This is a genomic window from Altericroceibacterium xinjiangense (assembly GCF_003958635.1).
Classification (GTDB): Bacteria; Pseudomonadota; Alphaproteobacteria; order Sphingomonadales; family Sphingomonadaceae; genus Altericroceibacterium_A; species Altericroceibacterium_A xinjiangense.
In genome coordinates this window covers 130,324-151,349 of record NZ_RSEK01000008.1, presented here as the reverse complement: position 1 = coordinate 151,349, position 21,026 = coordinate 130,324, and the positions used below count along the sequence as shown (strand labels likewise).

Sequence of the window (21,026 nt, the reverse complement as noted above, 5' to 3'; positions counted from 1 at the left end):
CTCATGCCACGCCTCGACGAGATCGGAGTTCGCAGGCTGCTGGGCTCTCCGGACCTCCTGCGCGAGGGTACGATGGCCGAGCGACTGGCGGCCGCAGCGAGCTCGATCACCCATGCGGCCAGCGGCGGATCGCGGGCATCACAGGATGATCTCCAGACACTACTCGATGGCCTGACCGCGCTGGCGGTGCAGCATGGCTTTCCGAACAGGGGCGGGGCGACCGATCGGGCTGCCTTTGATGCAGCTTGCGGCGCTTGGCTGGGCGAAGGGGGCATTCTCCACGGAGCCGAGGCGATGCGGGACGACGTATGGGCCTGCGTCGCGTGCTGCATTGCGCCCGGTATTGTCCTCTGGCGCTTCGAGGATGGGCATCCGGACCGCTTTCGCGGTGGAGTGCGGAACACGTTCCAGAGGCTCTGGCTCAGGGCTCGTGCGGTAGACCGCGGTGAGGATCACGAGGACAGGTGGGGTCTGCTTCGTGCCCTGTCCGAAGATGCTTTCGTGCAGATTACCGAACGGCCCGGCATCGGCGCGGACTCGAATATTGCGCGCGCGCTGGCTGAAGCCTGGGTGGTGAGTTCGGCCCGTGTCGGCTCGAACCGCATGGAGCCGATCACGCGGCGCGCTGCGCGCATGATCCGGCGGGATAACGAGATCACCTGCCTCGGCGCGCTCGGCGAACAGGAGAGGCTGGCTCGAGTACAGGGGTTCTTCGAAAGGGCAGAGAAAGCCTGAAAGGTCCTGTCAGGGCACCAAGGCCGCGGGCCTGTCAGGAGAGCAGTGCCGGATCGGCTCCCGCGGGCGCCGTGGGGATTTCGAGCATCCCCTCGTCCGACTGCATCCACGTGAGGATCGCATCCGTCACGACGTCAATGTTGCTGGCCTTTAGCGCGCATTCCCAGACGATCGCAACCCTCCAGCCGGCATCGCGCAGCAGCATCACGTTCCGCTTGTCCCTTTCGACGTTCGCACGGAACTTCGCATCCCAGAAGTCGGGCCTGGTCGACGGCTTGGTTGCCCGGCGGCAATCCTGATGGCGATGCCAGAAGCAGCCTCGGACCTCGATGACGACGAGCCAGCGCGGAAGCACGATGTCAGGCCGGCCGGGTAGGGATTTGTCATGAAGCCTGAAGCGCAGGCCCCGGGCATGCAGCGCCCGGCGCAGTTTCAGCTCGGGTCTTGTGTTCGCCGCCCGGATGCCGGACATCATCCTCGAGCGCGTAGCGCTATCTACGACGTCGACCATGCTTTTTCCCTGGAGGAAGCCACCATACCTGGTAATGCCAGTCTCCATGGAGTCTGGTTGTGCAGGACGTGATGTTCAAGGTTGTTGATCTGTTTGCCGGACCCGGCGGGCTTGCGGAAGGGTTCGCCTCAGTGCGCGACGCGAACGGCAATCGGGTGTTCGACATCGCGCTGTCCGTGGAGAAGGAATCCTCGGCCTTTTCAACGCTCCGGATGCGTAGCTTCTTCCGCCAGTTCGAACGGGCGCCGCGCGAATATCACGAATACATCCGTGGCGAGCTTTCGCGGGAGCAGCTGGTTGGCGCCTTCCCCGATCAGTGGCGTTCGGCCTGCGAGGAAACCATGCAGCTGGAGCTGGGGACCCCGGAGGCCACGGCGCAAATCGATCCGCTGATCGACCAGATTGCCGCAGAAGCGCCCGACAGATGCATCCTTGTCGGTGGTCCGCCATGTCAGGCCTATTCGCTCGTGGGACGCGCACGGAATCGGGGTAATGCCGGTTACGTAGCAAGCGAGGACAATCGGCATTTCCTCTACCGCGAATACATCCGCATCCTCGCCCGCTTGAAGCCCGTCGCGTTCGTCATGGAGAACGTAAAGGGCTTCCTGTCCGCCAGCGTCGATGGCGAGAACATCTTCTCTAAGGTTGTCATCGATCTGATGGAGGCTGGCGGGTCCAAGGACCGCTACACCATCCTGCCACTCGTCATCGGCAATGCCCGGGGCGGCGCTGCCCATATTCTCCGGGCAGAGGAGCACGGGGTCCCGCAACGCCGTCACAGGGTTATCCTGTTCGGCATTCGGCATGACCTTGCTTGCCGCATGTCGGTCTTCCAGCTGCCCGAACAGCATCTGCGGCCGCGCGATGTTGCGCCCAGCGTAAGACAGGTTCTGGGCGGGATGCCCGTCCTACGCAGCCGGTTGAGCAAGGTAGAGGACTCGCCGTCTGCATGGCGCGAGATCGTTGTGGAAGCCTTCCGGCTGGCTGCCCGGGCGGCATTCGACGAGGAAGACGAGCAGCTCGATGCGGTCGCCTTAAGGCTGTTTGCCAACGCCGAAGCAGTGAGTGGCCGCAACGATGTCCTGCCGACGAGTTCAACGGAATCCGCGATTGTGGATGACAAGGAGCTGGCAGATTGGCTGATCGATCCCGAACTCGATCACCTGCCGAACCACGAGACGCGCGGACACATGGAAAGCGACCTCGCACGGTATGCCTTTGCTGCCACATTCGCGGAGATGTTCGACCGCTCCCCAAAGGCGTCGGAGTTTCCGACCGGCCTAGCGCCTGCCCACCAGAACTGGACCTCGGGCAAGTTCGCTGATCGCTTCCGCGTGCAGTGCTGGGACCAGCCTTCGACCACCGTCACAAGCCACATCGCCAAGGACGGACACTATTTCATCCATCCCGATCCTCTTCAGTGCCGAAGTCTGACTGTTCGCGAGGCCGCGCGCCTCCAGACCTTTCCTGACAACTATCTGTTCGAGGGAAATCGCACGCAGCAGTTCACGCAGGTGGGTAATGCGGTCCCCCCCTACTTAGCCTTCCAGATCGGGAAGGTCGTCCAGCGAGTACTTGAATAATGCTGGCGCGAAGGCTCTCATGACCGCGCGTCGGGCTTGGTCGTTTCTGACCATCGAAGGGGTCCGTCAGTATGGCGGAAACGCCGGGTATGATGACGATCCAGCCAGCGCCTATAGATATGATAGCAGCGTCCCGAACCACCTTCAGGTGCAGCCAGGTGATATAGTGATCATCCGCTCCCGGTCAGCCGCTATCGGATTGGCCGAGATCGAGACGGTCGAGAAGGAAAACGGAGAAAAGGAACGGCTGCACTGCCCGGTGTGCGGAGTGGGCAATATCAAGAAGCGCGTTACGATGTTCCCGCCGTGGATGTGCAAGAAAGGTCACGGATTTGAAGATCCGGTCGTCGAGCAGGTTCCGGTGATCAAGTATACGGCTCACTATGGGGGCACGTTTGTTCCCTGCCCGTCTCTCCCCGTTGCGCGCGTGCATGAAGCGGTTCTGCGCCCCAGCGATCAAATGTCGATCAAGGAGATTGACCTTGCAGCTCTGGAGCCTTTCTTGGACAGCGAGCTTCCAATCGACAGCCTGATCCGGCACTTCGCCGGCACGGTGCCGGTTCCCGAACTCGCCACCGAGAACGAGCCGAGTCCGGCTTCGGTCATCGAGACCCGACGGCGCATCTTGCGCGAGATTGCTCTCCGTCGCGGGCAGCGCCGTTTTCGCGATCGGCTTATCAAGCGATACGGACCGCAATGTCAGGTCAGCGGCTGCCACTTCCCCGGTCTGATCGAAGCTGCGCACATCCGGCCCTATTCCACTAGCGAGGACAACGGCGCCGGTAACGGCTTGCTGCTGCGTAGCGACCTCCACACGCTATTCGATCTTGGACTGCTGGGTATCGATCCCGGTACGCTGCAGATCGCGCTTCACCCTGCCTTGTTCGCGGCGGGCTACGCGGAATTTGGCGATCGGACCTTGCTCGTAAACGGCACAAGCGGACCCGGCCGAGCGGCATTGGAAGAGCGCTGGCAGTTCTTCAAGATGCAGCTGGAGGCTGCTGTCGCCGACGCATGACGATCAGGAACAGATGGATAGCCTGTAGACACCCTCTGCACGACTGGCAGTTCTCACGGGTGTATCTGGATAAAGTTCCCGCATTACTGCGATCAGGCGTGCCCGATAATCCTCCGGCATCCGCTCTCCTACGATGACTTCCCTGACCGCTGTGCGGTCGTAGGCTCGCAGCAAGGGACGTGTGTCGTCCATGTCGGTCTGGACCAGCAAGCGACGTTCCCGCTCGTATCTCCACTCGGCGGGCTTTGTCGCAAAGACGTGCTGCCAGATTTCGCGCATCGTGCCGAGCGCTTCCGCGCCCGACTCCTCGTACATCGCAACCTCATCCGGTCGCAGAATTCTGCCTGAGCCCGAGCAGCATGCTCCGCCTCCTCGATCGCTACATCACTGTACCAGTCCTGATCCCAAGCCACGCCATAGATGAAGCTGTCCACGCGGGGAGGCTTATCCAGATAGGCAACGTCGAGCACGTAGCCGTCCCTACTTTCCCCCTTGATGGCATCCTCATCGAATGCGATGCAGAACCCCCGCAGACCGTCGCCGTAATGCGACCACATCAGCAGATTGTCAGCCTCGGCACTGAAGCAGGAAATCCGCATCTGCTGCCGCATTTCCTCGAACGGAGGTGCGTACGACTGACACTCGTCAAAATAGTCGTCCACCGAATCCTGTATGAGCGGGTCACTTCTTGCCTCGGCGACCGTCCGACAATGAAAACCCCAAGCTCGCAGGGCAGCCAGATATCGCTCGGGTTCCCGATCGGGGTCAGGGATTCCGCTGGATATACTCGTCCAGAATTCAAAAGGGTCATTGTACGCAGCATAGTGCTGGCAGAACAGCAGTCCCTTCTCCAAGTTCTGGAGCGCATTGTCGCTGGGGCGGCTGAACTTGAGAAGCTGGCCTTCGACACGCATCCGCCATTACCTTCAATCGAATAACCGCTAGACGGTGTTGTCAGACCAAATGCACGGGCCCGGTCGGCGGCAAGATCCTCCAATTTCTTCGCCTGAGCCAGGCAAAAAGCTGCCAATCCCGCCAAACGGCAGAGCAGTGCGACTAGACTGACAGCACGACGTCGCTAGCAGGTGCATTTGGTCTGACAAGACCGACCAGACCCTTTTGGCTCGAGGCATTCGGATTCGAACCCGACTTCACATAAGACCACTGGCAACCGCGCGTCCCGAGGTGACGTGAGCGCGTCTCGGTCCTTGCGAAGTGACAAGTTGCTCGTATGCTTGATGGGCTTCGAGTCGGCTACAAATCCATAGCCTTTGCTACGGATTTACTTGGCGGACCGCAGCAGGAGATCTCGCGGATTGGCCGCGTGATACCTTTTAAATGGAGATTTTACATGGTGGCGAAGTGCGCCATTCTTGTCGATTTCGACAACGTTTTCATCAGGCTGTGGGAGCTCGACCGGGACGCCGCACGGGCGTTCGCGTCGGAGCCAGCTGACTGGCTGCAGGTCCTTGCCAACACCCACCTCTCCGGCGACCCGCGACGATGGCTCGTGGCGCGGTGTTATCTCAACCCGGCCGGGTACGCGCACGCGTCGGGCGAGCCCAATGACCGGCTTTATTTCGCTCGTTTTCGGCCGGGCCTCGTTCGCGCCGGCTTCGAAGTCATAGATTGCCCGGCGGTGGCCCGCGGAGGCAAGAACGCGGCCGATATCCGCATCGTGATCGACGCGCTCGACCTCCTCGATCACCGCACCCGTTTCGACGAGTTCGTGCTCGCCTCCGGCGACTCCGACTTCACGCCGCTGCTGCAGCGGTTGCGAGCCGAGGACCGGCGGATCACGATCGTTTCGCCCGGTTACCTGTCGTCGGCTTACACCGCGCTCGCAGACAGCATCGTCGGGTTCGATGCCATCGGCGCCCTCCTGCTAGCGGACGCGGACGCGCCGGGCGACGAGCCTACGTTTACCAGCCGGATGGCGGCCGCCGAGGCGGACCAGGCCGACGCCGACGAGCCGGCCTTCGCCGAGTTCGTGCGCCAGCGATACGAGGGGGCAAGCGGCCCGCTCAACCTCGCGGCGCTCGCGCTGGAAGCGGCCCGGGCATTTCCCGGCGCGAAGCAGTCCCACTGGTATGGCCACGGGAACTTCTCGGCGGCAATCGCCGCGCTCGGCCTCCCGCACGTCCGCTTCTCGCAACATCATCTCTGGGACGACGAGCGGCACCAGCCACCCGCTGCCGGTACCCGGGGTGAAACCTTGCAGCAGCCCGAGGCTGTCGAACAGCTCTCGCGCGTCCTCGACCTGCCGCGGGTCAAGCGCGACGACTGGCCGCGGCTGTTCGCGGTGCTGGCGAGCTACGCCTCATCCAACGCGTTCAACCTCACCGAGGCGACGCGCTGGTGCCGCGACGCGCTCGCTCTCGACGGTGTCCAAGTTGCCCGTACCGCGATCGGCTACGTCGTGCGCGGCTGCCAGTTCGGCGGGTCTCGCCTTGATTCGGAGGTGGCGCCCCCGGCAGCAGAGATCAGCGAGGCCTTTTACCGCTCGCTGCTCGACCGCGCGGGGACGATGGGCGTATCACTCGACCCCGGGGCTGAACGAGAGATCGCGGAGTGGCTCGGGGTGTCACTTTCGGAAGGCAACGGGCCGGAATCGGCTCGGTAAGGGAAGGAGAGGTCCAATGGGAATTTTTCATCGCTGTTCAGAGCCTTGGCCGGCGGTCGCGCGAGTCCTCGCATGCGCCTCTCGAAGATCGGCGCCGTCAACGCTTGGAAGATCGGCAAGAAGGCACGCGGCGACTGGCTCCCGCATGACGAGTGGCTCAGGCGCAAACGAGGCCGCTAGCCCTGGGTCATGCCGCGGCTAGCCGCTCAATCGCAGTGCCCGCGGCCTCCGTCGCCGAACTCGAACCGCTACTTTACATAACCCCAGACGCCTTTCGGGGTTACCCCAACCGCTTCGCCTCCAGCTCCTCGAAGGTCTGGCCGGTCTCGGCATGGATGGCCTGCCGGCCGGTGTATATCTGCCAGCGCCTGACGATCGTATCGCAGTAGCGGTTATCGTACTCGATCAGCCGGGCGCGCCGCCCGCACTTCTCAGCCGCAATGAGTGTCGATCCCGATCCACCGAAATTGTCGAGAACGATGGCGCCCCGAGCGGACACATCCTTGAGCGCGTCAACGATCATGGCGACGGGCTTCACGGTCGGATGCATCGCAAGCTCTTCACGTCCTGTCATCGAGATACCGGAGACACCGGCATAATCCCAGACGTTTGAGCGGTGCCTTCCCTCGCCGCCCAGACCGAACGTGTTGATGTGCGGGGCAGCCCCGCTCTTAAAGACAAAGATCATCTCGTGCTTGCTGCGATAGAAAGCTCCCATCCCGGCGTTGCGCTTGTTCCAGATGCAGACGTTCTTGAGTTCGTCGAACACCCGCAGACCCGCGGTCTGCAGTTCCACCATGTGCCTCCAGTCCATGCATACGAAGGCGATTCCGCCGTCCCGCATCCGGTCCGCAGCAGGCTGAAGCGCCTGCTCGAGGAACTCCGTGAAATTCCCGGGTGACATCTCACCAGATGCCATCGCGAAATCGCCGTGGCGCACCTTGCCGAGCCCCGAGACGTTGTTCTCGATTTTCACATTGTAAGGCGGGTCAGCAAACACGACGTCGATCGTCTCATCGCCGAGCAGGCGATCATAGCAAGCCTGATCCCTCGCGTCGCCGGACAGCAGCCGATGCTGCTCCATCAACCAGATATCACCATCCATCGTTACCGTCAGGTCGAAGGGATCGGGCAGTTCGTCATCCGGCGCATCGGAACCTTCGACCCTGCTGTTATCGAGGTCCTCGTAGAGGCTGTCGATCTCCGGAAGGCTGAACCCGAGCGCAGGCAGGTGAAAGTCCAGCGCCTCGAGCTCCCGGAGCTCCAGGGCGAGCAATTCCCGGTCCCAGCCGGACTCCAACGCCAACCGGTTGTCGGCCAGCAGATAGGCCCGACGTTCGTCAGCGGTGAGGTGATCCAGCCTGACCACCGGTACCGCTTCCAGTCCCGCCAGTCTGGCGGCCTCCACGCGGGCATGGCCGTAGACTAGCTCGTTGTCCGGCCCGATGCCGACCGGGGTGACCATCCCGAACTGCCGGATGCTGTCGGCGATGAGCGCCTTCTGCTTTTTCGAATGCGTTCTTGCGTTACGGGGCGAAGGCCTGAGTTCGTCAGGCGACAGATATTCAATCGATAGCTTCGGGCGCGACATAGCCGATCTCCTTCAGGCGGGTTACGGTTTCCTTCGCGAAGGCGAGCAGACTGTCCCTGCAGTAGATCTCCTCTTTCCAGTTCCACCCTCGCGGAACGCTCCGCATCAGCCAGCGCCTGTGCTTTTCGATCAGCCTGAGTTCCTCCTTTGCCAGGGAACAGCCGGTCCGCCGAAACTCGGTCCTCGCGATGTCATGGAGGCAGGCGGCAACACGGATTGCCGCCTTGATCATCTCCCACGCTTCCCTGCCGCGGTGGTCGGTGGGTCCGTTGAAGTGGACCTCGCCACCGCGGATCTCGACGTGATCCGGATGTGGAAGAATATCGGGAGCAGGCTGGCCGAGCTTCTGGGCAAGGTCGAACTCCTCGCCGAGCCGCGCCTTTCCCTCGATGAACAAGCAGTGGATCTCGTTTTTCTGGTGCTCGATGCGCCTGCTCACATCGTGGAGTTGGGACAGCAACCTTGCGCGGATGGTGCTGTCGCCATCCCTCAGGGCTGCAAGGAACTCTTCCTGCACCAGCCTCTTCCGGGCGTCGACGGGACCGTTGTTGTCATGACTGACGAACCGCCCTGCTTCCTCCCAGAACAGATCGTCCATTGAGGTTGGCGGGTCGATCTTCGGCTTCCCTGCGGCACCCCACGGATTCCGGACTTCGTTCGGCCGGATCTTTCCGTGCTCGGGAGGAACGTTGTTCCACCGACCATCCGAGCAGCGTAATTTTCGAGTTTTACGCAAAATGTCCTCCCACGGAATGAGGATTTAACAGTCAGTTTCCGTGGTGGATGTTCATGCTTTACCCCATCCCGACCCGACTCGCAAGCATCCCTTCGGCTTTCATCGCGTTGGGGAGAAATCCGGGCGCAACATGCTCGATTTCAGGGCGGTCCGCAGATTTACGGTGGTTTTCGCCTTTTTCCGACATTTTGTCGCGCACACAAGAATGAGGGAAAGCCTCTGCTCACCGCGACTTGCGGGATCGAACGGCAGATTTCCGTGGCGATAAAAGGGCGCCGGAATTGGGATTTAATGGGATTCTCGACAAGAGACTGGTTCGCTCAGGACTGCGTCGCGCACCATACAATCTTCTGACAACATGGATTTACGCCTTCGGGCGACCCTGCGGCCCGAGGCTGTGCCTCTGCGTCAGCAAAAAGCCCGCCTCAGCTCGCACGGGTTGAGCGGGACCTCGGCGGTCCAGAACTCTTCATCGACGACGGCCTCTTGCTGACCGGGATAGCCGGCCCCTCAAGGCGCGACCATCCCGCGGCAGACGGCTTCTAGAGCCGATGAAAGAGGCTGCCCCGGAGAAATGGACTGCCGCCACGTCGTCCGCCGCCACGTCGTCCGGCGCTGAACCGTGGTTTGGATCCTTTCCGCCTGCAGGTCGGCGAGAAGCCTGCCTGCTGAAGGCGTTTCGCTGCGCGAATGGATGCAGGGCCGCGTTTTGCACGTGAGGTCCGTCCGCCCGAGAGGGGCGACGTCTGCGCTGCAATGGACCGACATGACGAGGTGCCCGACAAAATTCGCGCGGTGCGAGACGATCTCTCGAAGTACATGCGCAACTATCAGTTTTCAGATGTTCGTATGGCCGAGAAGGGTCTGAAGTGCAGGCAAGCGGCCGGCCGCCTTACAGATGGGCAGGCAAGGCAGGGGGCGCGAAGCCTCTGCCTTGCCGACCATGTCAGAACGTAAAGCCTACCGTCACCTGCGCACCGTCGCTGTTCCACCGATCGGAGATCAGGCCGCGATAGGCCGCGCCGATACGGAAGCTTCCGCTGCGAAGGGTCAAGCCCATGTCGAGGTCCAACGCGTCCTTGGCAATGCGGGAACCGAGGATGTCGAAGCCTGTCGTGCCGCCGGAGAGGGTTGCGCGGGAGCGGCCTGCAAGATCGCCCCAGCCATGGCGCCACGCCGCCGAGACATGCGGCTCAAGCGTCACGCCCGGAGAAATCGCACCCCCAGCGGCGGCCCGCAGCCCGAGCGAGCCGAACTGCACCTTCCGCACGTCCTCATCGAGGGTGAGCGAGGCAACGCCGCCGCCGGTTTCTTCGAACCCGTCGGTCCTGACGCGAACATGCTCCAGACGGGCGAACGGTTCGAGCATCATCAAGCCGTATGCCACCCGGTAGCCCAGTTCACCGAAGAACTGGGTGGTGCTGGCGTCATAGCCCGCCTCCGTCGTTTCCGAGAAGGTCGGGAAGACAACTGAGCGATTCGCATTCACGTCATGCCAGGCATAAGCGCCGCCCACCTGGGCTGAAACGGGCCCGGCAGAATACCCGATGCGGGCACCCGCAATCGTCGTGTCGACTTCCGCGCGGCTCGCGCGCTGGCGAACGTCATAGTCGGTATTCGACGTGCCGAATGCCACGCCGGCGCTCAAGCCCTGCCGCCCGAAATCAATGCCGCCCAGGATCCCCTGATGCTCCGTATCCATCTCGGCAACGCCGGGAGCATCGTCGAAGCGTCCCCAGTCGCCCAGCGCCTGAGCCCAGACGCCGGTACCACCGCCGTTGCGACCCGCCTGCAGCAGCGCGTTGACCACGTGGCGGCTGTCCGCCACGAGGCCGCTCGAGATGCCGGCGTAGGCTTCACCCGACAAGGCATCGAAGGCCTGCCGTGCACCCGCCTGGCTCAACATCGCGATGTCGCCGTAAAGGTCGTTGCGCACGCCCAGACCCTCGAGCGCGGCCCCGGTGCTCGCCTGGTTCGCCGAGGCGGCAACAGCCGCGAAGTCGATGTCGTTGCGGACGAGCTGAAGGCTTACGGTGTTCGCACCGTATGTGAGCGTCGGATCGAGGAAAGCGAAGTTCGAGGTGACGTTGCCGAATGTGCCGCTTACGCCGCTATCGGCGCGGATGATCAGATATTCCGTGAAAGGCCGGTATGCGCCCGTGTCCGCGAGCACCGCGACTGTACCTCCCTGGAGGAGCGCGCTGCCCGTGGCGAGGATCTGATCGCTCTCGCCAGCGGCGTTGACTTCAACTTCATAGATGGAATTGGCGGCGAAGGTGATATCGCCTGCAACCCGGAGCGTACCGATCGAATTGCCCGGCGCGATCATGCCGTTGCTTCCGACGGTCGCCCCGCCGATCGTTCCATTGCCCTTCAGCGTGCCGCCTTCGTTCACCGTCACCACCGAAGTGATGGAGCCGTTCACGGCAAGCGCGCCGCCATCGACCACGGTCGGCCCGGTATAGGTGCTGTTGCCGGTGAGGTTCAGGGTGCCGCTGCCGGTTTTCACCAGCGACCCATCGCCGGTGATGCTGCCGGCAAAAGCGGTGCTCGTGCTCTGGTTGACCGTCAGCTGGCTGTTGTCGACGACGATCGTGGAGTCCTTGGTGCCGGCAAGCTGCCCGATCGTCTGCGGCGTTCCGCTGACGTCGAACATACCTTCCTGCAGATCGATTTCCGTCTCGGGATCGATCTGACCGGTGAACTGCACCTTGCCGCCATCGATCACGGTAGTTCCCGTGTAGCTGTAGAGGCCGGTGAACGTCAGCGTACCGGCGCCCATCTTCAGGAAAGATCCGGTCCCGGAGAAATCGCCGAGGAAGTCGTAGCTGTCCGAACGATTGAGAACGAAGTGACCGTCGTTGACGAGGTCGCCCTCGAACGTTCCGGTCGTTCCGCCGTCGCCCAGGATGAACGTGCCGTCGCCGGTGGTCCGTACGTCGCCCGCCAGTCGTCCGTCCCCGACCAGGGTGAGCGAACCGTTCGCGATCGTGCTGAGGCCAGTGTAGGTGAGGGTGTTCTGATCGACCAGGAAGTTCGCCTCGCCGGCGAGGGTGACGCCCCCGGTGCCCGAGATTGCGAGATGGTCGATGTCCGCGAGCGCATCGCTGTTGAAGTCGAGGATCAGGAGCCCGTTGGTGACAACGTCGTCGGTTACGATCGCGCTGGCAGGCGCGCCGCCGATGGCGGTCTCCCGCACGTGCAGGGTGGCGCCTTCGCCGATTACCACCCTGTCGAAAGCGCTGGCGGTGCCATTGCCGCTGGCGACCCAGTAGCCGGAACTTGCCAACAGCTCCTCGAACTGGGCGGAGGCCGCTACCGTTTGCAGGTTCGTGAACGTTCCGCTGGTGCCGGCGAGCTCGAACGTGTCACGGCCCTCACCGCCATGGAACACGCCTTCCACGTCGGATCCGCCGGCGAGTTGAACCAGATCGTCCCCCGTGCCCATTGACACGTTGCCGCGCACGACGCCGCTGTTGACGAAGGTATCGTCGCCGCTTGCGAGATCGACGGAGCCGATGATCGTACCGGCATTGGTGATCACGTCGATGGAGCCAAGGGTCTGGATTGCCCCCGCGACGCTGGTCTTGCCGAGCGCCAGCATTTCTTCGATCACGCTGTAGTCGCCACCGTCGAACATGGTGTCCGCGATAGCGGTACCCGTCGTGCCGGCGATGGTGCCCGCATTGTTCAGCGTGAACCGACCCGCGTCGGCAAACACCGCGATCGAAGCGGCTCCGGTCGCTTCGATGACTCCTGCCGCACCGTTGGTAAGGCTCGCTTCGGATTGCGGGGCCAGGCCGATGATACCTGCGCCGCCGCCGAAAGAGACCATGGTGTCCTTGCCCGGGATGCCCCAGTCGGTGATGTCCACCACCTCGCCGCCGTCATTGGCAACGATGGAGCCGTCATTCACCACCGAGATGGCAACCATGATCGACGGATCGTCGCTGACGGTGGGCTCCCCGCCGTCCCCGTCAGGCGCCAGGAGGCCTGCCGCAGACTGGACGATCAACCCGATACCGCCCGCGCCATTGCTGGCGATCGAGCCGCCTGCCGCGTTGGTGAAGGAGACGCTGTTGCTTGCCGTTGAGACGTTCTCGATGTCGAGCGCGGGCTCGCCGCTATCGTCTCCAGCCATGGCGACGATGCTGCCGCTGTTGGCGAAGGTGACGTTGGTGGCGAGCAGTTCAGCTTCGATGGAGCCTGAAATCTGGCCGCTGTTCTCAAAGCTGAAGCTCTCTGCGTTGCCGCTATGACTGTAGACGTTGAAGTCCAGTACGGAGTCGCCGGGAAGTCCGATGATCGTGCCGCTGTTGACGAAGGAGGCCGAGCGCGCTGCGAAATCGAGCGATATCTCACCTTCGATCAGGCCGTCGGCAGTGTTTTCGAAGTAGGCTGTCTCGGCATCAATCGTCGGCATCCCGGTTACCTGATCGTAACCGGTGGCGAGCGTCACCGCATGACCGCTTTCTTCTTCGGTGCTCGGGGCCCGGATGGTGCCGCTGTTGACGAAGGTCAGCGAAGTCCCTGCGGCTGCGGCAAACACGGCATCGCGGGCCTCGATCGTGCCGCTGTTCGACATCTCCAGCGTATCGAGCCCAAGCGCTTCCACCGCGTACACCTCGCTCGTCGCAGAGGTAACGGTGCCGCTGTTATCGATCTTAACGGTGTTGGCGAAGGCTGCGATAGCGCTGCCTCCCGCAGCCGCGACGATCGTGCCGCTGTTCGTAATAGCGGCGCTGTCGATCTCATAGCCGATGCTTACACCCCCCGTCAGCACGCCCTGGTTGATGACGCTGGCGGTCTTGGCGCTTGTTTCGTCGCCCTGGATACGGATCGCAGCCAGATCTCCCGTGATCGTACCGCTGTTGGTAACGTCACCGCCTCCCGACAGGATGATGCCGAAGCGCTGGCCGTTGATCTCGCCTCCCACGGTGTTGGTGACGGTGCCGATGCTGCTTTGGTCGGCCGTGTCCTGGCCCATGAAGGCATACATGGAGATGCCGTCAGCATACGTGCCGTTACGGCCGGCGATGAGTCCGCTGTTCGTAATCGCACCGCCGCCAATCAGGCGCACGCCGTCGTTGCTGTCGCCGATGATGGACCCGCTATTCTCAACCCTCGTGCCAATCGCCCGGCCTTCAAGGGCGCCAGTGCTGGCGTTGAGGTAGTAAGCGGTGGTTACGCCCGCGCCGGCCCCTGAAATGCTGCCGGTATTAACCACGCGCGAGCCTTCGCGAGCGATTGCTACGCCTGCACCCGGGGGAGCCTGCAAACTGTCGGAGGTTCCGTTGCCGCGAACCGTCCCCGCATTGGTGAGATCAAGTCCGCCCCCAGCGGCGAAGATGCCGATCTCGGCACCCTCTATTGTCGAACCTTCAGGGTTCACGACTACGAGAGTGTCAGCGTCCGTGTGGTGAATGCCATAGTCCTGAGCGAATGCGGGCTGGGCGAGGAGCCCCGCCGCAGCAAACAATGCCGAGGAATGAAGAAGAACGCCTCTCCGATGTCCAAGCCGATTCATGTATGCCCCCTTACCTACTCCAAGTATTCGATGCTTCCGCGTTAGCTTCACCCCTGCAGGGCAGCATCTCCCGGACGGGGTATGAAACGAAAAAAACGTGGCTGGGCCGCAGCTTGCGACGCCCGAACAGCTGCCGCAGCATTTCGGGCAGTCGGTTTGCGCACCGCTTTTCTCCTGTGTTGCGCAAGCACGCGGCAGCGCTGCTCGGCACATGCCGGAACTTCAGCGGATTTGCGGGATTGGCACTTCAGGCTACCTCAACAGCCCGGACGGATGCGCGCCAGTTCATCATTCGGGTAGGGGCGCCCGACCGACAAGCGCCAGCAGGATGAGGAGCTCCAGTTTGAGAGACGGCATCGATCGAGAGTATTGCCGGGCGATACACCCCGTGCATGCGGTACTCATCGCCTCGACCATTCCGCTCTTCCTGGGCGCTGTTCTAAGCAACTGGGCTTACGCTTCGACCTATCAGATCCAGTGGACCAACTTTGCGTCGTGGCTTGTGGCAGGGGGGCTGGTGTTCACCGGACTCGCGCTGGCCTGGGCCGTTATCGCACTGCTGCGCGGCAGGAGAAGCCGCCGCGGCTGGATCTACGCCGGACTGGTAGCCCTAACGTTCATAAGCGGCTTCATGACCTCGCTGGTCCTGGCGAAAGACGCCTGGGCGGCCATGCCGGCGGCCCTGATCCTCTCCATCGTCACCTTTGTCCTGGCCGTGGCGGCCAACTGGGCCGCGCACTCATCCCGGGTGCTTGGAGATGAGACATGATGCCCGTTCGCTTCGCCTCACTCGCTGCCGTCGCCATGCTGCTGGGCGCCTGCGGCAGCAACGACAGCAACCCTGTCGAATACGGCCCCGATCCCGAGCTTCCCGAGCCGAACCGCGGTTTGCTGCCCGCGATGAACATTGCCGACCCCGCCGAGTGGGGAGATACGCGCCCCGTGGTGCCGGCCGGGTATGCCGTTACGCCGATTGCGACCGACCTCAAGATTCCGCGCCAGACGCTGGTGCTGCCGAATGGCGACATCCTGGTGGCCGAAGGCAAAGGGGGCGGCGCGCCGGTCCTGACCCCGAAGGATCTGATCGCCGGATACATCAAGAGCCAGGGCACCAGCTCCGTCAAGGGCGGCGACCGGCTGACCTTGCTGCGGGACCGGGATGGCGACGGGGTCTACGAAGGCCGTGCCGTCTTCGCGGAAGGCCTCAACGCGCCTTATGGTCTCGCCCTCATCGACGGCCGCATTTTCGTCGCCAACCAGGATGCGATCGTCCGGTTCGATTACACTCCCGGCCAGCTCACCGCGAGCGGGCCGCCGGTTGAGGTCACCAGGCTGCCTTCCGAGATCAATCACCACTGGACCAAGGCCCTTACCGCCAGCCTGGACGGACAATACCTTTACGTCGGCATCGGTTCGAACAGCAACGTCGGCGAACGCGGCATGAGCGTGGAAGAAGACCGCGCGGTGATCTGGCAAGTCGATGCGGAAACGGGAATGCACCGCGTGTACGCGAGCGGCTTGCGCAACCCGACCGCGCTGGCGACCACTCCCGGTGCCGGGCAGCTGTGGGCCGTCGTCAACGAGCGGGACGAGCTTGGCGCAGAGCTTGTGCCGGATTACCTCACCTCGGTACGCCAGGGCGAGTTCTATGGCTGGCCATACGCCTACTGGGGGCAGCACAACGATCCCCGAGTTCGTCCGGAAAAGCCTGAAAAAGTCGCGTCAGCCATCCGCCCCGACTACAGCCTCGGTTCCCACACCGCGCCGCTCGGGCTCGCATTCTCCAACGGGGCAATGGGCGGGAACTTCGCCGAAGGCGCCTTCGTCGGAATGCACGGGAGCTGGAACCGTGAGACACCGTCCGGCTACAAGGTGGTGTTCGTTCCGTTCAGCGGCGGGCGTCCATCCGGCCAGCCGATCGACTTCGTCACCAACTTCATGGGCGAAGATGGAAAGACCCGGGGCCGCCCGGTGGGCGTGAGCGTGGACCCGCGAGGCGCGCTGATCGTCGCCGACGATCTCTCCAACACGATCTGGCGCGTGACGCCGGCAGGGCAGCGTCAGCTTCCCCAGACCGTGCGCGGCGCGGCTGTGGAGGGCTGACAAGCCGCGGGCGTTGCCCGCCTCCGCCGGGACAGCCACGGGTATGACGGGCAGGCTTGGACCTGCCTTGTCGATGCGAAAGCAGCCGCAAGTCGGCAGCGGTCCGGCTGCCGCGTTCTCCGTTCCGGTCTCAACGATCGTGCCGACGATGAAGCTGGCCAGGCCGCTGTCGCGCCAAGAACCGATCCGATTTGGTGAGGGTTGCCGGCCGGTACGACACCGCGTCGGCTATCATGAGCTGCCGTGGGGATCACGGGCGCGGCGAAGGGAAAACTTTTCTCCATTCCGGAATTAATCCGGCCAGCTGGATCGTATTATCCATGAAACGAACGGAGTGCCGAGTTGGAGCAGTTTGAGCGCGAGTTGCTGGGCCTGCTCCCGCGCCTGCGCCGCTTCGCCCGTTCCCTGACGCGGGATTTCGCCGATGCGGACGATCTTTGCCAAATCGTACTGGAAAGGGCGCTGAAGCGGCGAGTCCTGTGGCAGCAAGGCACTCGGCTGGATGTCTGGATATTCACGATCATGCGCAACTGCTGGATAGATGAGCTGCGCAGGAAACGCCGCCAGTCAGCTCACCTCGCACCCGCGGAGGCTGCCGATGACCCCTCGCTTGCCCGTGCCGTTACACCCGATCCGGTCGGCGACATGCATCTTTACCAAGCCATGAATGCTCTTCCCACCGAACAGCAGGAGGCCGCCGCATTGGTGTGGGTGGAGGGTCTCTCCTACCGGGAAGCTGCCGATCTGCTGCAGATCCCCATGGGAACACTGACTTCGCGGCTGGTGCGCGCGCGCAGAAGACTGATGCAGAGCCTGGAGGCCACATGATTACCGAAGAACAACTGATGGCCTACGTGGACGGCGAGCTTGCGCACGCGGAACGGGAACGGGTCGAACGCGCGATGGCCGAGGATGTGCGGGTGCGCGATGCCGTTGCCCGGGAAAAGCAGCTCCGGCAGGAACTCTCCGGGCTCTATGATCCCGCGCTGGAAGAGGAAGTGCCCGAGAGGCTGGCAGGGCTGCTTCGCGGAGCCGAACGCCGCGTCGTCCCGATCCGGAAGTCCGCCCCGGCCAGCCGCATCCCGCATCGGGGGCAGTTCGCGGCCCTTGCGGCTTCCCTGGTCCTTGGGCTGTTCCTGGGCATCGGGGTTGACGGACTGACCGGCGGGCGCAGCGTCACGACCGCCTTTCTGCCGCAGGACCAGCTCTCCCGCGCGCTCGATGTGCAGCTCGCATCGAACCAGGGACCGGATGCCCCCGTACAGGTTGGGATCAGCTTTGTTGGGCCAGGCGGGCAGCCGTGCCGGACTTTCGAATCTGCGGAGGTTTCCGGTCTCGCGTGCCGCTCACGCGGTGAGTGGCGCCTGGAACTGATTGCACCGGGTGAGCAGTCGCCGGGCCTCGAGTATCAGCAGGCGGGCAGCGCCTCTGCGCTGATCATGAGCAGTGCCCAGGAATTGCTGACGGGCGAGCCGATGAATGCGCGCGAAGAAAAGGCGGCCCGCGATGCCGGTTGGCCCCGCCTGAAACGATAAAGGTAGCTTTCTTCGATGAGACTTCCGGCCAGACTTGCCTTCGTTTCGACGCTCCTCGCGGCGGCTGCCGCGACAGCCGTCGCACAGCCGTCCGATCTTGCCCAGCAGAACGCGCAGCGCGCGATCGAGGCTGCCTCCCGCGTGCAGGAACGGGCCAGCCGGGCGCAAGAGACAAGCGCTGCCGCGCAGGAGCGTGCCGGAAGGGTCCTGGATCTTCCCGCTCGCGCCGCAGAGGCCGCTTCCGCGGGCCTCCGGATGGCATCCCGCGACAATGTCCCCGCGTTTGCTTCCGCCCAGTTCGCCCGGTTCAGGGATCTCGTTCGCTCCCATGAGCAGGTTCTGGAGCTGGTCGATCGCTTTCCAGCTGTCCGGGGTGAAATCGTGGCAATCGATCCTGCGCCCGGCGCTCTGGACACGGCGCGCAAGCACGGGCTTGCCATCGTGAACGATGAAACCGTCGAGGGTATAGATACGCGCTACGTGACGTTTCGCGTCCCTGCGGGGGAATCGCTGCAGAAGGCTGTCGCCGAATTGCAGCGGATTGCTCCGGAAACTCGGTTCACTGCAAACTACATCCACGTACAGAGCGGATCCTCTTCAAGTGCGCGCGCGAAGGCGCGGCTTGCGATTTCCAGCGAAGTTACCGCGCCCGCCATAGGGATCATCGATGGCGGTGTTGCCGAAAGCGTACTGCTTCCGAAGCTCAACCAGAGGGGCTTTGCCGCCGGTGCACCCCTGCCAAATGCGCACGGAACCGCAGTGGCGTCGCTGGCGGCGGGCACGGGCAGGATCAAGAGCGGTTCTCCCGGCGCTCCGCTCCTGATCGCGGATGTCTACGGCAACGACCCGAAGGGAGGCAATTCGCTGGCGCTCGCGCGGGCGCTTGGCTGGATGGCGGAGCGCAAAGTGCCGGTGGTCGTCGTCAGCCTCGTCGGTCCGGCCAATCCGATCGTGGCGAGCGCGATTGAAAAGGTCCAGGCGCAAGGCATGCTGGTAGTTGCCCCGGTCGGCAACGGAGGTCCTGCAGCGCCGCCGATGTATCCTGCGGCTTATCCGAACGTGGTTGGCGTTACGGGAGTGGACTCGCGCAACCGGGCGTTGGTCGAAGCCGGGCGGGGCGATCATGTGGACTTCGCCGCACCCGGGGCGAACATCCTGGCGGTCGGAAGGAATGGCGCGCTGGTCAGAGTGCGCGGCACCTCCTTTGCTGCGCCGCTCGTGGCGGGCAGAGCGTGGCGGGCGAGCGGAGCCGGACGAGTGGCGGCACTCGTCCGGGAATCGGAGGATCTGGGCCGGTCGGGACCGGATCCGGTGTTCGGCCGGGGGCTTGTCTGCGGCAGTTGCCGATAAAATTTGCAGCGGGGGTGAATTATTCGCCCGCCGGCGGTCGTTCTATACCTGTCCATAGTGTCACAAAGGAACTGACCGATGCGGAATCTGAACATCTTGGGAGCAGCTTTTCTGCTGGGCGCCAGCAGCATGGCATTCGCGCAGGATCAGGACGGTGGCGAGTTCGAAAGCGAAGTCGAGATCGGAACCGACGTTGAAGCCGACGTTGAAGCCGGCCGCGACGATAGTCTCGACGATAGTCTTGATGTCGACATGGATGATCTCGCGCCTGACGACGGAGCCGAAGCGCAGGGTGCGTTTGGTGCTCGTGTGAGTGCTTACGCGCAGGAAAACGCCCAGCAAGGCGGCATCGGCAATTGGGTTTCGGCGAATGCGCCGGGAGCGGCGATTGCAGCAGAGGCCCGCGCACGTGGCCGTACCGCGGCCGCACTTGCGGGCCAGAACGCCGCAATTGTGCAGGATAACGCTGCTGCTGCGCGCTCGAGCGCATCGACTGTCGTCGAAACCGCGATGGGTGCCCGGGGGAATGCCTCTGCTGTGGTCGACACGGCAATGGCTGCACGGGGGAATGCCTCTGCTGTGGTCGACACGGCAATGGCCGCACGCGGGAATGCCGCTGCTGTGGTCGATACGGCGATGGCTGCACGCGTGAACGCCTCTGCTGTGGTCGAGCAGGCCCAGGCTGCCCGGGCGAACGGGCAGGCGGCAGCCGAACAGGCGCGCGCGATCCGGGACGCAGTGACCGCGGTACCCGGCCGCGGCCGCTAGACAGCCATTACCAGCCTTGGGGAGCGGCGCGGCCGCTCCCTTTTTATCTAAGGAGTGTTAACGTGCGTCCCTTCTACCTCGCCTTCGGGATGGCTGCGCTTGCCTGCACGAGTGCCCCGGCCTTCGCACAGTCCACCGGAGGTTCCGACTTCTCGCTATCCGCGTCGACCGGTGTCGATTACTCGACCGGCGACTATGGATCGGAAGCCGGGGACACCGAAATTCTTGTCGTCCCTGTCGCGCTGCGTGCCACGACCGGCAATCTCGCGCTGACCGCTTCTGTCCCCTATATTCGTATCGACGGGCCTGGCGGGGTCGTCATCGGGCCGGGCGGCGAGCAGGTCCCCGGCGTTCCGACCGAAAGCGGCACGCGCGAGGGGGTTGGCGACCTGAGCCTTGGCGCTGCCTACACCTTCCGCGGCGAGCAGGTAGCCGGACCGCAGTTTACGCTCAGCGGCCGGATGAAACTGCCTACGTCGAAGGAGAGCGACCAGCTGACCACCGGCGAGACAGACTACACCGTGAAAGGCGAAGTCTCCTATCCGATGGGCGATATCATCCCGTTCGTCAGTGCCGGCTACAGGTTTCCCGGAGACCCGGAAGGGTTCGACCTCGAGAGCGGTCCGACCGCCTCCGCAGGCTTCAGCGCCATTCTCGGCCGCTCCGTGCTCATCGCTTCCTACGACTATGCCAGTGCCATCAGTTCTCTCGGCGAGGATTCCCACAGCCTCTTCGGCGGGCTCAGCGTCCCTGTGGGCTCGCGCCTGAACCTGACGGGGTACGGCGTCGCCGGGTTGAGCGCAGGCGCTCCGGACCTCGGCGTGGGGCTGCTCATGACGGCGCGAGTTTTCTGACCCGGTGAGGGCGGCCGCCCGGCCGTCCTCAATCCCCCGCAAGGCATGCCCGAACCGAAACGTACTACCGGCACTTCCTCTCTCCGGACACC

The 21,026-nt window shown here is 63.5% G+C and carries 16 protein-coding genes and 1 pseudogene; 11 read left to right on the top strand and 6 right to left on the bottom strand.

What is annotated here, in order from left to right; genetic code table 11:
• Positions 1-3: 3 nt before the first annotated feature.
• Positions 4-735, top strand: a complete 732-nt coding sequence (locus ELY13_RS10965) for a DUF6339 family protein (RefSeq protein ID WP_126173952.1) — start codon at positions 4-6, stop codon at positions 733-735.
• 34 nt (positions 736-769) lie between these two features.
• On the opposite strand, the gene ELY13_RS10960 is transcribed toward ELY13_RS10965, so the two are convergent.
• Positions 770-1,246: a very short patch repair endonuclease gene (locus ELY13_RS10960; protein WP_126173951.1), complete on the bottom strand. Its 477-nt coding sequence runs from the start codon at positions 1,244-1,246 to the stop codon at positions 770-772.
• Positions 1,247-1,317: 71 nt separating this feature from the next.
• On the opposite strand from ELY13_RS10960, the gene ELY13_RS10955 reads away from it, so the two are divergent.
• Together ELY13_RS10955 and ELY13_RS10950 are read left to right on the top strand one after the other, a co-directional pair.
• Complete coding sequence (locus tag ELY13_RS10955; protein ID WP_126173950.1) at positions 1,318-2,829, top strand: DNA cytosine methyltransferase; 1,512 nt, start codon at positions 1,318-1,320, stop codon at positions 2,827-2,829.
• Between the two features lie 166 nt (positions 2,830-2,995).
• A complete protein-coding gene (locus ELY13_RS10950) occupies positions 2,996-3,847 on the top strand; it encodes an HNH endonuclease (protein ID WP_164549777.1) in 852 nt (283 codons plus the stop codon).
• A gap of 3 nt (positions 3,848-3,850) precedes the next feature.
• On the opposite strand, the gene ELY13_RS15365 is transcribed toward ELY13_RS10950, so the two are convergent.
• Both ELY13_RS15365 and ELY13_RS15675 read right to left on the bottom strand, forming a co-directional pair.
• Positions 3,851-4,162 (bottom strand): hypothetical protein, encoded by a 312-nt coding sequence (locus ELY13_RS15365; RefSeq protein ID WP_241233656.1) that lies wholly within the window; start codon positions 4,160-4,162, stop codon positions 3,851-3,853.
• Positions 4,163-4,341: 179 nt separating this feature from the next.
• Positions 4,342-4,404, bottom strand: a pseudogene (locus ELY13_RS15675) (DUF2971 domain-containing protein); the annotation flags it as partial.
• A 674-nt stretch (positions 4,405-5,078) separates the two neighbouring features.
• On the opposite strand from ELY13_RS15675, the gene ELY13_RS10940 reads away from it, so the two are divergent.
• Entirely contained in the window at positions 5,079-6,470 is a 1,392-nt protein-coding gene (locus ELY13_RS10940) for an NYN domain-containing protein (RefSeq protein ID WP_126173947.1), read from the top strand.
• Between the two features lie 280 nt (positions 6,471-6,750).
• Here ELY13_RS10940 and ELY13_RS10935 read toward each other — a convergent pair whose 3' ends face one another.
• The 3 genes from ELY13_RS10935 to ELY13_RS10925 form a co-directional block, all read right to left on the bottom strand.
• On the bottom strand, positions 6,751-8,061 hold the full coding sequence (locus ELY13_RS10935) for a site-specific DNA-methyltransferase (RefSeq protein WP_126173946.1): 1,311 nt from the start codon (positions 8,059-8,061) through the stop codon (positions 6,751-6,753).
• On the bottom strand, positions 8,036-8,659 hold the full coding sequence (locus ELY13_RS10930) for a hypothetical protein (RefSeq protein WP_126173945.1): 624 nt from the start codon (positions 8,657-8,659) through the stop codon (positions 8,036-8,038). The genes ELY13_RS10935 and ELY13_RS10930 overlap by 26 nt, the downstream gene beginning before the upstream one ends.
• A 1,084-nt stretch (positions 8,660-9,743) precedes the next feature.
• A complete protein-coding gene (locus ELY13_RS10925) occupies positions 9,744-14,189 on the bottom strand; it encodes an autotransporter domain-containing protein (RefSeq protein WP_164549776.1) in 4,446 nt (1,481 codons plus the stop codon).
• Positions 14,190-14,667: 478 nt separating this feature from the next.
• Here ELY13_RS10925 and ELY13_RS10920 point away from each other — a divergent pair, with 478 nt between their 5' ends.
• From ELY13_RS10920 to ELY13_RS10890, 7 genes are all read left to right on the top strand, one after another.
• Entirely contained in the window at positions 14,668-15,093 is a 426-nt protein-coding gene (locus ELY13_RS10920) for a DUF2231 domain-containing protein (RefSeq protein WP_241233654.1), read from the top strand.
• Positions 15,093-16,427 carry a PQQ-dependent sugar dehydrogenase gene (locus ELY13_RS10915; RefSeq protein ID WP_206436041.1) on the top strand — a complete coding sequence of 445 codons (1,335 nt, stop codon included), beginning with the start codon at positions 15,093-15,095 and terminating at the stop codon, positions 16,425-16,427. The genes ELY13_RS10920 and ELY13_RS10915 overlap by 1 nt, the downstream gene beginning before the upstream one ends.
• A 342-nt stretch (positions 16,428-16,769) precedes the next feature.
• The gene (locus ELY13_RS10910) at positions 16,770-17,255 is read left to right on the top strand and encodes a sigma-70 family RNA polymerase sigma factor (RefSeq protein WP_126173941.1); all 486 of its coding nucleotides are present in this window, start codon (positions 16,770-16,772) and stop codon (positions 17,253-17,255) included.
• On the top strand, positions 17,252-17,962 hold the full coding sequence (locus tag ELY13_RS10905; protein WP_126173940.1) for an anti-sigma factor family protein: 711 nt from the start codon (positions 17,252-17,254) through the stop codon (positions 17,960-17,962). Before ELY13_RS10910 ends, ELY13_RS10905 begins: the two co-directional genes overlap by 4 nt.
• Before the next feature lie 15 nt (positions 17,963-17,977).
• The gene (locus ELY13_RS10900; protein ID WP_126173939.1) at positions 17,978-19,312 is read left to right on the top strand and encodes a S8 family serine peptidase; all 1,335 of its coding nucleotides are present in this window, start codon (positions 17,978-17,980) and stop codon (positions 19,310-19,312) included.
• Positions 19,313-19,390: 78 nt separating this feature from the next.
• On the top strand, positions 19,391-20,080 hold the full coding sequence (locus ELY13_RS10895; protein ID WP_126173938.1) for a hypothetical protein: 690 nt from the start codon (positions 19,391-19,393) through the stop codon (positions 20,078-20,080).
• Between the two features lie 62 nt (positions 20,081-20,142).
• The gene (locus ELY13_RS10890) at positions 20,143-20,934 is read left to right on the top strand and encodes a transporter (protein ID WP_126173937.1); all 792 of its coding nucleotides are present in this window, start codon (positions 20,143-20,145) and stop codon (positions 20,932-20,934) included.
• Positions 20,935-21,026 lie beyond the last annotated feature (92 nt).

Bases quoted from the DNA above. Each gene is read 5' to 3' on its own strand.
- ELY13_RS10965 (WP_126173952.1), top strand. From the start codon at position 4: ATGCCACGCCTCGACGAGATCGGAGTTCGCAGGCTGCTGGGCTCTCCG.
- ELY13_RS10960 (WP_126173951.1), bottom strand. From the start codon at position 1,246: ATGGTCGACGTCGTAGATAGCGCTACGCGCTCGAGGATGATGTCCGGC.
- ELY13_RS10955 (WP_126173950.1), top strand. From the start codon at position 1,318: ATGTTCAAGGTTGTTGATCTGTTTGCCGGACCCGGCGGGCTTGCGGAA.
- ELY13_RS15365 (WP_241233656.1), bottom strand. From the start codon at position 4,162: ATGTACGAGGAGTCGGGCGCGGAAGCGCTCGGCACGATGCGCGAAATC.
- ELY13_RS10940 (WP_126173947.1), top strand. From the start codon at position 5,079: ATGCTTGATGGGCTTCGAGTCGGCTACAAATCCATAGCCTTTGCTACG.
- ELY13_RS10935 (WP_126173946.1), bottom strand. From the start codon at position 8,061: ATGTCGCGCCCGAAGCTATCGATTGAATATCTGTCGCCTGACGAACTC.
- ELY13_RS10930 (WP_126173945.1), bottom strand. From the start codon at position 8,659: ATGGACGATCTGTTCTGGGAGGAAGCAGGGCGGTTCGTCAGTCATGAC.
- ELY13_RS10915 (WP_206436041.1), top strand. From the start codon at position 15,093: ATGCCCGTTCGCTTCGCCTCACTCGCTGCCGTCGCCATGCTGCTGGGC.
- ELY13_RS10905 (WP_126173940.1), top strand. From the start codon at position 17,252: ATGATTACCGAAGAACAACTGATGGCCTACGTGGACGGCGAGCTTGCG.
- ELY13_RS10900 (WP_126173939.1), top strand. From the start codon at position 17,978: ATGAGACTTCCGGCCAGACTTGCCTTCGTTTCGACGCTCCTCGCGGCG.
- ELY13_RS10895 (WP_126173938.1), top strand. From the start codon at position 19,391: ATGCGGAATCTGAACATCTTGGGAGCAGCTTTTCTGCTGGGCGCCAGC.